Origin of the sequence: Sphingomonas faeni, assembly GCF_040407495.1 — a bacterium.
Taxonomy (GTDB): domain Bacteria; phylum Pseudomonadota; class Alphaproteobacteria; order Sphingomonadales; family Sphingomonadaceae; genus Sphingomonas; species Sphingomonas faeni_D.
On the sequence record NZ_JAPZPP010000003.1, the window covers coordinates 478799 to 494023 of the forward strand.

The 15225-nt window shown below is 66.4% G+C and carries 12 protein-coding genes; 7 read left to right on the plus strand and 5 right to left on the minus strand.

Annotated features, from left to right (window positions below; genetic code table 11):
* Window positions 1–41: 41 nt before the first annotated feature.
* Window positions 42–719 carry an MBL fold metallo-hydrolase gene (locus O6W96_RS12265; RefSeq protein ID WP_353469808.1) on the minus strand — a complete coding sequence of 226 codons (678 nt, stop codon included), beginning with the start codon at window positions 717–719 and terminating at the stop codon, window positions 42–44.
* Window positions 720–799: 80 nt separating this feature from the next.
* On the opposite strand from O6W96_RS12265, the gene pabB reads away from it, so the two are divergent.
* From pabB to msrA, 4 genes are all read left to right on the plus strand, one after another.
* The gene (gene pabB / locus O6W96_RS12270) at window positions 800–2560 is read left to right on the plus strand and encodes an aminodeoxychorismate synthase component I (protein ID WP_353469809.1); all 1761 of its coding nucleotides are present in this window, start codon (window positions 800–802) and stop codon (window positions 2558–2560) included.
* 50 nt (window positions 2561–2610) lie between these two features.
* Window positions 2611–3810 (plus strand): pyridoxal phosphate-dependent aminotransferase, encoded by a 1200-nt coding sequence (locus O6W96_RS12275; RefSeq protein WP_353469810.1) that lies wholly within the window; start codon window positions 2611–2613, stop codon window positions 3808–3810.
* 210 nt (window positions 3811–4020) lie between these two features.
* On the plus strand, window positions 4021–4167 hold the full coding sequence (locus tag O6W96_RS12280) for a hypothetical protein (RefSeq protein WP_353469811.1): 147 nt from the start codon (window positions 4021–4023) through the stop codon (window positions 4165–4167).
* Window positions 4168–4216: 49 nt separating this feature from the next.
* Window positions 4217–4876, plus strand: coding sequence for a peptide-methionine (S)-S-oxide reductase MsrA (msrA, locus tag O6W96_RS12285; RefSeq protein WP_353469812.1), 660 nt, complete (start codon window positions 4217–4219; stop codon window positions 4874–4876).
* 160 nt (window positions 4877–5036) lie between these two features.
* On the opposite strand, the gene pdeM is transcribed toward msrA, so the two are convergent.
* Window positions 5037–5699, minus strand: a complete 663-nt coding sequence (pdeM, locus tag O6W96_RS12290; RefSeq protein WP_353469813.1) for a ligase-associated DNA damage response endonuclease PdeM — start codon at window positions 5697–5699, stop codon at window positions 5037–5039.
* 227 nt (window positions 5700–5926) lie between these two features.
* On the opposite strand from pdeM, the gene O6W96_RS12295 reads away from it, so the two are divergent.
* On the plus strand, window positions 5927–7843 hold the full coding sequence (locus O6W96_RS12295) for a potassium transporter Kup (RefSeq protein ID WP_353469976.1): 1917 nt from the start codon (window positions 5927–5929) through the stop codon (window positions 7841–7843).
* Window positions 7844–8042: 199 nt separating this feature from the next.
* On the opposite strand, the gene O6W96_RS12300 is transcribed toward O6W96_RS12295, so the two are convergent.
* The 3 genes from O6W96_RS12300 to O6W96_RS12310 form a co-directional block, all read right to left on the minus strand.
* On the minus strand, window positions 8043–9452 hold the full coding sequence (locus O6W96_RS12300) for a M20/M25/M40 family metallo-hydrolase (protein WP_353469814.1): 1410 nt from the start codon (window positions 9450–9452) through the stop codon (window positions 8043–8045).
* 59 nt (window positions 9453–9511) lie between these two features.
* Window positions 9512–10336, minus strand: a complete 825-nt coding sequence (locus O6W96_RS12305) for an aspartyl protease family protein (protein WP_353469815.1) — start codon at window positions 10334–10336, stop codon at window positions 9512–9514.
* Window positions 10337–10700: 364 nt separating this feature from the next.
* Window positions 10701–13124 carry a ligase-associated DNA damage response DEXH box helicase gene (locus O6W96_RS12310; RefSeq protein ID WP_353469816.1) on the minus strand — a complete coding sequence of 808 codons (2424 nt, stop codon included), beginning with the start codon at window positions 13122–13124 and terminating at the stop codon, window positions 10701–10703.
* Between the two features lie 92 nt (window positions 13125–13216).
* Between O6W96_RS12310 and O6W96_RS12315 the strand changes: the two genes are divergently transcribed.
* Together O6W96_RS12315 and O6W96_RS12320 are read left to right on the plus strand one after the other, a co-directional pair.
* Window positions 13217–13822 carry a hypothetical protein gene (locus O6W96_RS12315; RefSeq protein WP_353469817.1) on the plus strand — a complete coding sequence of 202 codons (606 nt, stop codon included), beginning with the start codon at window positions 13217–13219 and terminating at the stop codon, window positions 13820–13822.
* A gap of 387 nt (window positions 13823–14209) precedes the next feature.
* Entirely contained in the window at window positions 14210–15208 is a 999-nt protein-coding gene (locus tag O6W96_RS12320) for a ligase-associated DNA damage response exonuclease (RefSeq protein ID WP_353469977.1), read from the plus strand.
* Window positions 15209–15225 lie beyond the last annotated feature (17 nt).

Sequence of the window (15225 nt, forward strand, 5' to 3'; positions counted from 1 at the left end):
CCCGCCCCCCCCGGGGGAACAGCTAGATTTACAAGCAGACGTTATCCCGCCAGCGCCCGATCGCTAACGAACATATTCGTCGCCCGCTCATGCGCGAACGTGCTCGCCGGCCCGTGCCCCGGAATGAAGCTCGTATCGCTCCCCAGCGGCCACAGCTTCTCGACGATCGACTTCACCAGCGTCTGGTGATTGCCCCCAGGCATGTCCGATCGCCCGACCGACCCCTGGAACAGCACATCCCCCACCTGCGCGAACTTCGACGGCGCGTGGTGGAAGATCACATGACCTTCGGTGTGCCCCGGCGTCTCGTACACATCTAGCACGAGATCCCCGACCGACACCGTGTCACCCTCGACCAGCCACCGGTCAGGCTCGAAATTCACCCCCGAAATACCGTATTTCGGTCCGTCCTGATCGAGCCGCTGCAACCAGAAGCGGTCCGCCTCGTGCGGCCCCTCGATCGGCACGCCGAGATCGTTCGACAACCGTTTGGCGCCCCCCGCGTGATCGATATGGCCGTGGGTCAGCAAGATCTTCTCGACCGTGACCCCCGCCTGTTCGACCGCCGCCATGATCCGCGGCAGATCCCCCCCCGGATCGATCACCGCCGCCTTCATCGTCGCGGTGCACCAGATAATCGTGCAGTTCTGCTGGATCGGCGTGACGGGCACGATGGCAGCACGGAGCGGGGGCGCAGCGCGGAGAGAAGGATTTGTCATGCCCTCGAAATAGGATAGCGCGCCCGTTGGAGCAATCGCCGCTTGCGGTTTGCCTCGCGCTCCGTGCAACAGTCGCGACGATGTGGACCGCGCCCTACGTGTTGCTCGATGACGCCCGCGCGGCAGGCGCCCCGGCGCGATTGTACCGCGACCCCGTCCGGATCGTCCGCGCCGATACGCTCGCCGAGGTCCGCCCTGCGCTCGATGCGTTACGAAACGCCCGCGCGGAGGGCCTGCACGCCGCCGGCTACCTCACCTACGAAGCCGGCGCCGCACTCGCGTCGAAACCCGTCGACGTCCGCACCGAGGCGCCGCTGCTCTGGTTCGGCCTGTTCGCCCAGTACCAGACGATAGCACCCGAAGACGTCGCCGCGTTGCTCTCCGACCCCGCGGGCGCGTGGACCGGTGCGCCCCAGCCGCTGACCGACCGCGATACCTACGACGCCAGCCTGGCGCGCGTGCTCGACCTGATCGCAGCGGGCGATATCTACCAGGCCAACCTCACCTTCGCCGCCACCGTGCCGTTCGTCGGCGACCCTCTCGCGTTCTACGCCCGGCTACGAAGTCAGGCGAAGGCGGGCTACGGCGCTCTGATCGACACCGGCAAGACGCGCTTCCTGTCGCTCTCTCCCGAACTCTTCTTCGCGCTCGACGGCGGCACGCTCACCTGCCGCCCGATGAAGGGCACCGCACCGCGAGGCGAGACGCCCGACACCGATCGTGCGCTCGCCGAAACACTCGCCGCCGACCCGAAGCAGCGCGCCGAGAACCTCATGATCGTCGACCTGATGCGCAACGACCTGTCGCGCGTCGCCACCCAGGTCGCGGTCCCTGACCTGTTCACCGTCGAGACCTATCCGACCGTCCACCAGATGACCTCGACCGTCACCGCGACGCTGAAACCAGACTGCGACGCGGTCGACGTCCTGACCGCACTGTTCCCCTGCGGATCGATCACCGGCGCACCGAAGCAACGCGCGATGGAGGTCATCGCCGAGGTCGAGCACGCGCGCGTTCGCGGCATCTACACCGGCGCGATGGGGCGGTTTGACGCGAACGGCGATGCAATCTTCAACGTCGCGATCCGCACGATCGCCATCGAAGACGGCGCGGCGACGATGAGTCTCGGCTCGGGCATCGTCGCCGACAGTACAGCCGACGCAGAGTGGGACGAATGCCACGCGAAAGGCGCATTCGTCACCGCCGGCCAGCGCCGCTTCGACCTTATCGAGACGATGGCGTTCGACCCCGAGGCCGGCCTGACCCGCCTTGAAGCGCATCTCGCGCGGATGAAGGCGAGTGCGGAGGCCTTGGGCTTCGCCTTCGACCGCCACACCGCGCGCAATGAACTCCAGGCCGCCACCTTCCGGTTGCGCGGACCCCGCCGCATCCGCCTGCTGCTCAGCCCGTCCGGCGCGATCGCGATCGAGGCGGCACCGTTCCCGCACTCGCCTGCGCAGGCGACCGTCGCGATCGTCCCGCTGCCCGTCGTCGCGACCGACTTTCGCCTCCGCCACAAGACGAGTGCACGGGCGTTCTACGATGACGCGCGGAAAGCCGCGGGCACGTTCGAGGTGGTGTTCGAGGACGCGGACGGCTTCCTCACCGAAGGCAGCTTCACCTCCTTATTTGTCCAGCGCGGCGAAGCACTCGTCACGCCGCCGCTACGGCATGGCCTACTCCCCGGGATATTGCGAGCCGACCTGCTCGAATCGGGCCGCGCAACCGAAGCCCCGCTAACCCGAGCCGACCTGACCGCCGGTTTCTTCATCGGAAATGCGGTCCGCGGGCTCATTCCCGCTATCGTTACGGTTGCGAATTCGAGCGATCGGCGGGTATAGCGCCCGCGAATTCCGCGGCGACGCTCGCGGACAACCGCAAAGGTTACACCATGCACGCATCCGCCGCGCTCGGCCGCATCAGCCCCTCGCCGACGCTCGCGATCACCTCGCGCGTCCTCGAACTGAAGCGCGCAGGCGTCGATGTGATCGGCCTTGGCGCGGGTGAACCCGATTTCGACACGCCGGACTTCGTGAAGGAAGCCGCGATCCAGGCGATTCGCGACGGCAAAACCAAATACACCAACGTCGACGGTACGATCGAGCTGAAGCAGGCGATCGTCGCCAAGTTCGCGCGCGACAACAACCTAACCTACACTACCGACCAGATCAGCGTGAACGTCGGCGGCAAGCACACCTTGTTCAACGCGATGGTCGCGACGATCGATCCGGGTGACGAGGTCGTCATCCCCGCGCCCTACTGGGTGAGCTATCCCGACGTCGTGCAGTTCGCCGGCGGCGTGCCGGTCATCGTCAAGGCGGGGCCCGAGGTCGGCTACAAGCTCGATCCCGCCGCGCTCGACGCCGCGATCACGCCCAAGACCAAGTGGGTGATCCTCAACTCACCGTCGAACCCGACCGGCGCCGGCTACACGATCGACGAACTGAAGGCGCTCGGCGCGGTGCTGGCGAAGCACCCGCACGTGTGGATCTTCGCCGACGATATGTACGAGCACATCGTCTATGACGGCTTCAAGTTCGCGACCATCGCCGAGGCGTGCCCCGAGCTGTTCGAGCGCACGCTGACCGTCAACGGCTGCTCGAAGGCCTATGCCATGACCGGCTGGCGGATCGGCTACGGCGCCGGCGCATCGTGGCTGATCAAGGCGATGGCCAAGCTCCAGTCGCAATCGACCTCGAACCCCTGTTCGATCGCGCAGGCAGCCGCAGTGGCGGCGCTCAATGGTGACCAGTCCTTCCTCGCCGAGCGCAACACCGCGTTCCAGGGCCGTCGCGACCTCGTCGTGTCGATGCTCAACGAGGTCGACGGCATGCACTGCCCGACGCCGGAGGGCGCGTTCTACGTCTACCCGTCGTTCGCCGAGCTGATCGGCAAGACCACGCCGAACGGCCGCCTGATCGACACCGACGAGGCGATGGTCGGCTATCTCCTCGACGACGCCAAGGTGGCGGTCGTGCAGGGCGCCGCGTTCGGCCTCTCGCCGGCGTTCCGGATCAGCTACGCAACGTCCGATGCGCTGCTCCGCGAGGCCTGCACGCGGATCCAGACGGCGTGCGCCGCGCTGAAATAACGCCGGCAACATTCGAGACAAGCGGCGACATCTCCCGGCAATCCCGTCGGGCGATGCCTGCTGCACGATGAACGCATCGGCCACGGCGCGTTAATCGAGAGTTTCTAAAAACGACATTGTGGTTGGCCGGCATCTCTACGACATGCCGGTCCGTAACTGACGCTGACCTATCCGGTCGGCGCCATCACTGGGTTTCATTGGGATCGCATCATGCGCAGCATCGTAAAGTCGAGTTTTTTCTGGCAGTTCAGCGGCGGTTTCGTCATTGGCGCCATCGGCTTGCTCGCACTGCAGCCGGCCGAAGCCCGCCAGACCTTCGCCAGCCATTTCGAGCAGAGCGCCTCCGCCGCGCGATAACAGCGCCGCTGGCCTAGCGAAGACGAGCGGCAACCCCATGTATCGAAACATGAAAAAGCCGCTTCTCGCCACGCTCGCCGCCGTCGGTATCGCCGGTACGTTTATTGCCACCGGCACCGCGCAAGGGGCCCGCGCCGTCGTCATCCCCGCCGTCAAGACAGACCTTCCCGCGGCATCCGGTATTCAAACCGCGGTGCTCGCGGGAGGCTGCTTCTGGACGATGGAAGCGGTGTTCGAGCATGTGAAGGGCGTGAAGTCGGTCACGACCGGCTATGCCGGCGGCACCAAGGCAACCGCGACCTATGACCAGATCTCCGCCGAGACGACCAAGCATGCCGAAGCGATCAAGATCGCTTACGACCCCCGTGTAGTCAGCTACGGCACGCTGCTCCGCGTCTATTTCTCGATCGCGCATGACCCGACGACGTTGAACCGCCAGGGACCGGACAGCGGCACCAGCTATCGCTCGGCGATCTTCCCCCAGTCGCCCGCGCAGGCGCAGGTCGCGCGGGCGTACATCGCGCGGCTCGGCGCGACGCATGCGTTCTCAGGACCGATCGTGACGAAGCTAGAAACCGGCGCGTTCTATCCGGCCGAGGCGTATCACCAGAATTTCTACGACCGGAACCCGACCCATCCGTATGTCGTGATGTGGGACAAGCCGAAGGTGGCGGCATTCCGCGCGGCGTTTCCGACGATCGCCAGTTGAGGCGGCACCTCCCGTCAAAGTGCATCACCCCGGCGAAGGCCGGGGCCCAATTGGAAAGGTAGAGGTAACGGCGGACGAACCTCCGTTACAAACCGCTCGCAATTGGACCCCGGCCTTCGCCGGGGTGGTGGCTGGCTTATCTGATCAGCGACAACAAACGTCAGGCAGCAACCGGAAACCGCAGCATCCGGTCCGCCACCGGCACCATAGCCTCTGCGCCGACCCCGACCGCCCGAACGATCTCCGGATGGTCCACGTCCAACCCGCCAGTCAACGACCCGAGCGCTGGTAAAATCAGCTTCGTCGCCGTCGCCACGAAACACCGCCGCGCTACCTGCTTCCCACGTACCCGCAGCCGAAGCTTCGGATGGAAATGCCCCGACAACTCCGGCCGCGTTTCCGCCCGGTCCGCTTCATGCCGCAGTACCAGCCCGTCGACGACCACCTCGTCCACGACCTCCCCGCCACACCGATCGAGGATCGCCGGATCATGATTGCCCGTGATCCACGTCCAGCGCGTCCCGTCGGTCATCGCCCGCAGCATGTCCTGCGCGCGTTGCGGCAATCGCTCGCAGCCGTCGCTGTCGTGGAAGCTGTCGCCGAGGCACCAGACTTCGCGCGCGCCGGTTGCCGCGACCAGCGCGGTGAGATCGGCCAGCGTCGCGATCGAATCATAGGGCGGCAGCATCTGGCCGCGCTTGGCGAACCAGCTCGCCTTCTCAAAATGCAGGTCGGCGACCAGCAGCGCACGCCGCTCCGGCCAGAACAGCGCGCCTTGCGCTAACGCCAGAAGCGCATGCCCGCCGAACGAAAAGGGAACCATCCGCCCGCCATGCCGCCCCCGCCGCACCGAATCAACCCGCCATCGTCGCGAACCGGGTGGGGCTTGCGCATGCCCGCAATCGGCGTAAAGCGCGCCGTCCCCTCAGGAGGAGCGCTGTTCGCGCCATGACGTCCGTAGCCGGAACACCGCAAACTGCCGTCGTGACCGAACCGACCGCCGAGGACTCGGCGGGACAAGGGGCAGGGCAGGCGTGCGCGCCGTCGGATCTGTCCGCAGCGCATCTCCACCCGCATCCGGCACTCGCCGCGCTGACCGTCGGCGCGATCGGCGTGGTGTTCGGCGATATCGGCACCAGCCCGCTCTATGCATTCCGCGAGGCGCTTGGCCAGACGTCCGCGGGCGGCATCGATCCCACCGAGATCCTTGGCGTGCTGAGCCTCGCGCTCTGGTCGCTGTTCCTCGTCGTCACGGTCAAATACGTCATCTTCCTGATGCGCGCCGACAACCAGGGCGAGGGCGGCGTGCTGGCGCTGGCCGCGCTCGCTCGGCGCGCGCTCGGCATGCGGTCGCGGATCGCGATCGTGCTCGGCGCGGCGGGCGCGTCTTTGTTCTACGGCGATGCGATCATCACGCCCGCCTTGTCGGTGCTGTCGGCGATGGAGGGCCTGCGCACTATCCCAAGCGCGGCGCACATCTTCAACGAAGGCGTCGTCCGCGCGCTGACGATCGCCATCCTGATCGGGCTGTTCCTGATCCAGTCGCGCGGCACGGCGCAGGTATCGAAGCTGTTCGGCCCGGTCTGCATCCTCTGGTTCGTCGCGATCGGTGCGCTCGGCATCTGGCACATTGCCGACGAGCCCTCGATCGTCCGCGTGTTCCTGCCGACCTACGGCATCTCGTTCCTCGCCACGCACGGCATCACCGGGCTGTTCGTGCTCGGCGCGGTATTCCTGACCGTCACCGGCGCTGAAGCGCTGACCGCCGACATGGGCCATTTCGGCAAGCTGCCGATCCGCATCGGCTGGTTCTTCCTCGTCTTCCCGGCGCTCGCGCTCAACTACCTCGGCCAGGGCGCGTTCGCTTTGTCACGGCTCGAGGATGCGGCGGCGCGCGGCGTGCCGTTCGTCAATCAGGACTGGTTCTTCCTGATGGCGCCCGAATCACTGCGTCCGGCGCTGATCATCCTCGCCGGGTTCGCGACGGTCATCGCCAGCCAGGCGGTCATCACCGGCGCGTTCTCACTGACGCAGCAGGCGATCCAGCTCGGCCTGCTGCCGCGGCTGCGCATCCGCCAGACCTCGGCGGTGTTCGCGGGCCAGATCTACCTGCCCGCCATCAACTGGCTGTTGCTGATCGGCGTGCTGGTGCTGGTGATCCAGTTCAAGACGTCGTCGGCGATGGCGGCCGCGTACGGCATCGCGGTGACCGGCACGATGGTGGTGACCACCTTGCTCGCCTACATCGTGGTTCGCCATCGCTGGAACTGGTCGCGGCCGCTCGCATTGGCGGCGATCCTGCCGTTCCTGACGCTCGACCTAATCTTCTTCGGCGCCAATATCCTGCGCGTGATCGAGGGTGGCTGGGTACCGCTCGTCATCGCCGCCGCGATCGGGCTGATCATTTTCACCTGGGTGCGCGGCAAGAAGATCGTCAGCGCTTTCGAGAAGCGCCAGAGCATCCCGCTCAGCGATCTCGCCTCGGCGCTGGAGAAGCGTCCGCCCGAGCGCGTGTCGGGGACTGCGGTGTTCCTGACCGGCAACCCGCACGCGACGCCGGGTGCGCTGCTGCACAATCTCAAGCACAACAAGGTGCTCCACGAGCGCAACCTGATCGTCAGCATCCGCACCGCCGACCGTCCGTTCGTCGACGAAGCGTCGCGCGCGAAGGTGGAACGCGTCGACGACAATTTCTCGATCGTCGTGCTGACCTACGGCTTCATGGAATCCCCCGACGTGCCCCGCGATCTCGGCGTCGGCAACAAGACCGAACAGCTCGGGCTCGACCCAATGCGCACCTCGTTCTTCATCGGCCGCAACACGCTGAAGCCCGATGCGGAGAAGGGCATGCCGCCGTGGCAGGACCGGATCTTCCTGTTCCTGCAACGCAACGCCAGCGACCCCACCGACTTCCTGAAGATCCCCCCCGGCAAGGTGCTCGAACTAGGCGAACAGGTCACGGTGTAAGCCGAGCGCGGGGCGGACGGTTTCCGGGCGGCAAGCGCGTGCTCCCTCGCCCCTCCGGGGAGAGGGAAGGGGCCCGCGGCACTTGCCGTGGGAAGGGAGAGGGGCGTTGTCGGGCGCCGTCCCGAGCCTCACGCCCCTCTCCCTTCCGTCGCCTTCGGCTCCTCCCTCCCTCTCCCCGGAGGGGCGAGGGACGTAGCGTTCACCCCGCGAACGCTTTCACCAAATCGAACAGATAATCCCGACCGTCATACAGCGAAGCCACCCGGATGCGCTCGTTGAGGCCATGAATACCCCCCATGTCCTTGTCGATGAACACCCCCGGAGCCCCATAAACCGGGATCCCGATCGCCTCGAAGAAGATCCCGTCCGTCGCCCCCGTGGACATCAGCGGCAGGATCGGCAGGCCGGGGAAATGCTTCGCCGCAATCTTCGTCACCGGCCCCATGATCTTCGGATCCAACATCGGCGGGATCGCAGTCGGGCGCACCGGCTGGTTGGCGGTCACCGTCACCTTGGCCCCCGCAAGTTCCTTCAACTTGGCGAGCGTGCCCTCTACCGTCTCCCCCGGAAAGATTCGGCAGTTGATGTTCGCCGTCGCGCGCTGCGGCAACGCGTTCTCCGCGTGACCCGCGTTCAGCAACGTCGCCACGCACGTCGTCCGCAAGGTCGAGTGCATCGCCTTGTCACGACTGACGATCGCATCCGCCGCCTTGTCCTCGGGGTTCGCGAGCAGCTTCGTGATCGCATCCCCCATCTCGCCCGGCATCGCCTTGGCGCTCGCCACGAAGAACGCCTTGGTCGTGTCGGTGAACTTCACCGGAAACTCGTACCCCTGCACCGCCTTCACGGCGTCGGCGAGTTCGTAGATCGCGTTCTCGGGGATCGGCTGGGAGCTGTGCCCGCCCGGGTTGGTCGCCAGGAACGTGTAGTTCTGCGCCGCCTTCTCGCCGACCTGGATCGCGAGCAACTGGCGCTTGCCGTTGTCGTCAAGCCGCCCGCCGCCGCCCTCGTTCAGCGCGAACTCGGCAGCGATCAGGTCGGGCTTCGACTTCGCCAGATACTGCGCGCCGTTCCACGCGAACGTCGTCTCCTCGCCGCAGGTCAGCGCGAGCTTGATCGTCCGCTTCGGCTTGTACCCGCCAGTCTTGAAGCGGATCATCGCGTCGGACCAGATCGCCGCCTGAGCCTTGTCGTCGACGGTGCCGCGCGCGTAATAATAGCCGCCTTCCTCGATTAGCTTGAACGGATCGCGCACCCAATCCTCGCGCTTGGCCTCGACCACGTCGAGATGTGCGAGCAGCAGCATCGGCTTGATCGACGCGTCCGATCCCTTCAGCACCGCGACCAGCCCGCCGTCCTTCGGGTGCTCGGGCACCGAGAAATAGGTGATGTCGGTATCCGCATAACCCGCGGTCTTCAGTCGCGCGCCGATCTGCGCCGCGGCCTGCGTGCAGCTGCCGGACGACAGCGTCGTGTTGGTCTCGACGAGTTCCTTGTAGAGCCCGAGGAACGCCTTCTGGTCAGGGCGAGACTGCGCCTGTGCCTTAACCGCCGTCGTCACGGGTGTGGTTAGAATTGCCGCCGTGAGTAGCCAACCAGTCGCGCGCATCGTCGTCCCCTTGTTCGTTTCTGTGGGGAGAGTTGCAGCGAACGCGCGGTTACGCAACCTCAGCGCCGCGGCTCGCCGCCACGACGCGTTCCGCGAGGCAATGCCAGCCTGACTTCCCGGTTGGCGAAATCGATGTCGACGCGGCGAAACAACTGCAGCACATCCATCCCGAGCAGCATCGCGGGACGCTCGGACAATCCGAACTGCTGGAACGGCGGCGCATCGATCGCAGTGAATGCGACGGGCACGTCGCCGAGCGAAAGGCTGCCGATCGTGACGTGGTCGATCGTCGTGTAATCCGCGACCACGGTTTCGCCAGTGACGCCGGTCAGCGACACCGACTGCGACGGCCCAGCGCGGCCCAGTCCCTTGCGCGTCACCTTCCGGCGGAGCGCGCCATTGGCCATGCTCACGGACGTGCCGGTATCGAGGATCACGCGGATGCGGATGCCGTTGCAATAGGCGTCGGTGACGACCAGCTGTCCGAACAGGCTGCGCGCTTTGATCACGATCTCGTCGGGACCCGCGCGTTCGCGATTCTGGCGTTTGCGCGAGGGGGTGACGGTCATCGTCTTCGTGTCGAAGTCGATCGTCACCGCATGATCCTGCAATGTGTCGATCCCGAGCAGCCCGCGCGCGCCGAGATTGATCGCGCTGATCGCCGGGGCCTCGATCGCGGCGCTGCCGATGACGCTCACCTTGAGCGAGGGGATCATGACGGTGCCGATGCTGTCCGAGCCGGTCATGCCGGTCACGCGGACGATGCGGCCTGGGGCAAGGCCGAGCGTGGCCGCGAGTTCACGGGAGATCACGGTCCGCTGCGCGCCGGTGTCGACGATAAAGGGGAATGGCCCTGCGCCGGCGATCGTTACGGGGACGGTCATTCGGCTTTCGTCGTCGCCGAACAGGAGCGTGGCTGGGTCTGGTTCTGCTGCGGATGTTGCACCGGGCGTGGGTGCAGCATTTGGGCGTGGAGAGGCTGCGTCCTGAGCGCTAGCCTGGGCGGCGATGACTAGCAGTAGCGGGGCTAGCCACTTGTGCATGCTGCAAATGCTGCGCCTGATTTCGTACACGCGCAACTACCGTTGTTAAGGACGAACGTCCCTCCCAAACGCTACCACCCCGGCGGAGGCCGGGGCCCAATTGGAAAGGTGGCAATAGCCGCAAGCCGCCCTTCGTTAGCAGCGTTCCCCAACTGGGCCCCGGCCTCCGCCGGGGTGGTAGCGTTTGGGAGGGAGGAGGCGACTTTTAATCCGGCCGCATCGCGTCCGCTATCATCGCCTCCGCCTCGATCAGCAGCGCGTCGTCCGAACTGTTCGTCGAGATCTTCTCGCGCCCGATCAGCGTCAGCACCGGCACTGCCAGCGGCGTAACCCGCTCCAGATCGACGTGCACCATCGTCGCCGCCGCGCGGTCGAGCAGCGACGCCAGCCGCCCGACATCGGTCATCCGCGCCCGCGCGTCCGCCCACGCCGCCTCCAGCAGCAGATGCGTCGGCTCGTACTTGCGCAGCACGTCGTAGATCAGGTCGGTCGAAAACGTCACCTGCTTGCCGGTCTTGCGCTTGCCCGGATGCTGGCGCTCGACCAGCCCGCCGATTACCGCCACCTCGCGAAACGCACGCTTGAGCAGATGCGATTGCTGCACCCATTCGACGAACTCGTGCTCGAGGATATCCGCCGAGAACAGGGACGCAGGATCGGTGATCTTCTCCAGCCCGTACACCGCCAGCGCGTAATCATTGGCGACGAAGCCGAGCGGTTTGAGCCCCTGCGTCTCCATCCGCCGCGTGATCAGCATGCCGAGCGACTGGTGCGCGTTCCAGCCCTCGAAACTGTACGCGACCATGTAATGCCGCCCCTCGCGCGGGAACGTCTCGACCAGTAGCTGGCCGGGCTCGGGCATGACCGATCGATACGCCTGCATCTCAAGCCATTCGCGGACGTCGTGGGGGAAGCGCGCCCACTCGCCGGGATGCGCGAGAAACCCGCGGACACGGTCGGCGAGGTTGGTCGACAGCGGCATCCGGCTGCCGCCATAGGTCGGGATCCGCGCGGGCTTCGACGTCGCGCGCACGACCAGATCCTCGAGGTCGATCTTCATCACCTCAAGGCTCAACCCCGCGAAGAAGAACGTGTCGCCGTGGCTCAACTGCGCCGCGAACGCCTCCTCGACGCGGCCGAGCACGCGGCCATTGCCGAACCGCACGTTGAGCATCGTCGCCTCGACGATAATCCCCGCATTCAGCCGGTGCTGGCCGATGAATTTGGGATGGCTGACGCGCCACGTCCCGTCCGCATCCTTGGTCAGCCGCTTGAACCGGTCATACGCTTTCAGCGAATACCCGCCGTCGCTGATGAAATGCAGCACGCGCTCGAACGTTTCGATCGGCAGCGCGGAATAGGGGAGCGCGGAGCGGATCTCGTCGAGCAACGCAGCTTCGTGGAACGGTGCCGCGCACGCACACGCCATCACGTGCTGCGCCAGCACGTCGAGCGCACCGACGCGGAAGATATCCGCATCGAGCTCGCCCGCCTCGACCGCATCGAGCGCCGCGCGCGCCTCGAGATATTCGAACCGGTTGCCCGGCACGACGATCGCCTGCGACGATTCGTCGAGCCTGTGGTTCGCGCGCCCGATCCGCTGCAGCAGCCGCGACGACCCCTTGGGCGCGCCCATCTGGATCACGCAATCGACATTGCCCCAGTCGACGCCCAGATCGAGGCTCGACGTCGCAACCAGCGCGCGCAGCTTGCCCTCGGCCATCGCGTTCTCGACTTTCCGCCGCGCTTCCTTGGCAAGGCTGCCGTGGTGTACGCCGATCGGCAGATTGCCCGCATTCACCTTCCACAGATCCTGGAAGATGAGTTCGGCCAGGCTGCGCGTGTTGCAGAACACGATCGAGGTCTCGTGCGCCTCGATCTCGGCCATCACCTGTGCGGCGGCATAGCGGCCCGAATGCCCCGACCACGGCACGCGGCCCTCGGGCAGCAGGATCGCGATGTTGGGATCCGCACCCGCCTCGCCGCGGACCATCGCGACCTGGTCAATGTCGCCATCGGGGGCGAGCCACGCGCGATAGCCGTCGGCATCCGCGACCGTCGCTGACAGCGCGACGCGGCGCATCCCCGGCGAAATTTTCTGGAGCCGCGCCATGCAGAGCGAGAGCAGGTCGCCGCGCTTGCCGGTCGCGAACGCGTGGACCTCGTCGACGACGATCGTCCGGAGGTTCTCGAACATCGTGATGCTGTCCGGATAGCTCAGCAATAGCGACAGCGACTCCGGGGTGGTTAGCAGGATCTGCGGCGGCTTGATCCGTTGCCGCGCTTTCCGGTCTGAAGGGGTATCACCGGTGCGGGTCTCGACGCGGATATCGACGCCCATTTCGTCGATCGGTGTCAGCAGGTTGCGCTGCACGTCGACGGCGAGTGCCTTCAACGGCGATACGTAGAGCGTGTGAAGCCCATTCGTCGGCGCCTCGATCAGTTCGGCAAGCGTCGGCAGGAACCCGGCGAGTGTCTTCCCCGCGCCGGTCGCCGCCACCAGCAGGGCATGATGGCCCGCGCGGCCTTCCGCCAACATCTCGCGCTGATGCCGCCGCGGCCGCCAACCGCGCGACGCGAACCAGTTTTCCAAGGGGATGGGGAGGTCGGTCACGGCCTGTTCACGCATCATCGCCATATGGGGGCGTCGCGCCGCACCGCTATGGACCGCGTGCGCGATGGCCGGCAATTCGGCCAAAGCTCTGTTGTGAAAGACGATCGGTGTCGCTTCTTCGCTATCTACTACCCCTGCCGCTACTCGCACTGCTGCCTTTCGCCAACGCCACTGCCGCCACGAAGTCGTTCCTCGGCGCTGGCGGTATCGTGCGACTCTCCTATGCCTCCAGCCTGACGCCGACGCGCAATTTCGCGGGTCGTGCGCTGATGAACCGCGGCTGGCGACAGATGTGGGACGGCGCTCCTGTAGGTCGCGGCGTCGGCATCGTTCGTTTCTGGGAAGTCGCCAAGCCGACCGACGGGCAGGGCCAGGTGACCGAACTGATCCAGGTCGGCTTCAGCCGCAGCGCCGACGTGGTGGCGACCTGCGGCACCGCGGGAATGGTCTCGGGCCATGCGAAGCGCCTGCCCAATCGGATGCTCGGCGGCCACCGCTGGACGGTCTACACCAATGGCGATGCGGGCATGAGCCAGCAGGTCAACGCGACCAACTTCCGCAACGTCATCAACGGCGCCTGCTACGCGATCGACCGCGTGACGTACGCCGTGAAGGCGGCGGCCCCCGCCAGCCGCAACGCACCGACCCAGGCCGTCGCGGCGGCGCGGATGGACGCGATCCTCGCGACGATAAAGGTCGGCGGACGGCGGTAAAGTCAGGAGCGTGCGATCCTCCGCTGCCAGGGGGAGGTGACTGTCACTTGCCGGACGGAGGGGGAGGTAAGGCGAAACCGCCGCTCCGTATCCGCCCCCTCTGTCACCTTCGGCGCCCCCCCCTCGGCGGGGGAGGATCTTTTGGTCGGCACCGATACAAGCCGCGAAGTCGACGCGGGCTCGTCCTGGATAGAGGGACGACAGGCTCTACCAACACGCCGTCACCCCGAACTTGTTCCGGGGTCCACCGTTCCTCGATCTCCCCCCTCTCGACTCCGCGGAACCGTGGATGCGGAACCAGTCCGGCATGACGGAGACATGGTTCATGGCACCACGCCCGCGCAGAGCGTCACGGCACCGCACCCCTACGTCACGCGTTACTCCCGCATGGCAAAACTCGGCGACTGGCTCGAACCGCATCCGCACGGCATCCTCGTCAAGCCGATTGACGCGTGGATCGACCCGTCGATCCCGACCGAGAAGGCCTTAGTCACGCATGGCCACGCCGATCACGCGCGTGGTGGCCACGAGGCGGTCTGGGCTACGCCGGAAACGCTCGCGATCATGGATGCGCGCTATGGTCCGCAGGCCGGCAACCCGGTCGCCTACGGCGAGACGATCCGGATGGGAGAAGTCGACATCGGCTTCGTTCCGGCCGGCCACGTGCTCGGCTCCGCGCAGATCGTGCTCGATTACCGCGGCGAGCGGATCGTCGTCTCGGGCGACTATAAGCGCCGCGCGGACCCGACCTGCACGCCGTTCGAACCCGTCAAATGCGACGTCTTCATCACCGAAGCCACATTCGGCCTGCCGGTATTCCGCCACCCCGACACGGGCGACGAGATCGACAAGCTGATCGTCGCGCTGCACGCCAACCCCGATCGCTGCGTTGTCGTCGGCGCCTATGCGCTCGGCAAGGCGCAACGCGTGATCGCCGAACTGCGCGAGCGCGGCCACGAGGCGCCGATCTACATCCACGGCGCGCTGCAACGCCTGTGCGACCTGTATGCGGAGCACGGCGTGCGGCTCGGCGAACTGCTCCCGGTCGCGGATGCAAAGAAAGCCGACATGGCGGGCCACGTCGTGATGTGCCCGCCTGGCGCGCTCAACGATCGCTGGTCGCGGCGCCTGCCCGACCCGATCACCGCGATGGCGAGCGGCTGGATGCGCGTTCGGGGCCGTGCGCGACAGAAGAACGTCGAGCTTCCCCTGATCCTCAGCGATCACGCCGATTGGGACGAGCTGATCGCCACGCTGACCGAGATCGCACCGCGGGAAGTCTGGGTCACGCACGGCCGCGAGGACGCGCTGGTCCACTGGTGCATGACCCGCCAAATCAAGGCGCGCGCGCTGGCGCTGGTGGGGTTCGAGGACGAGGACGACTGAACGCTTGCGCTTTGCCC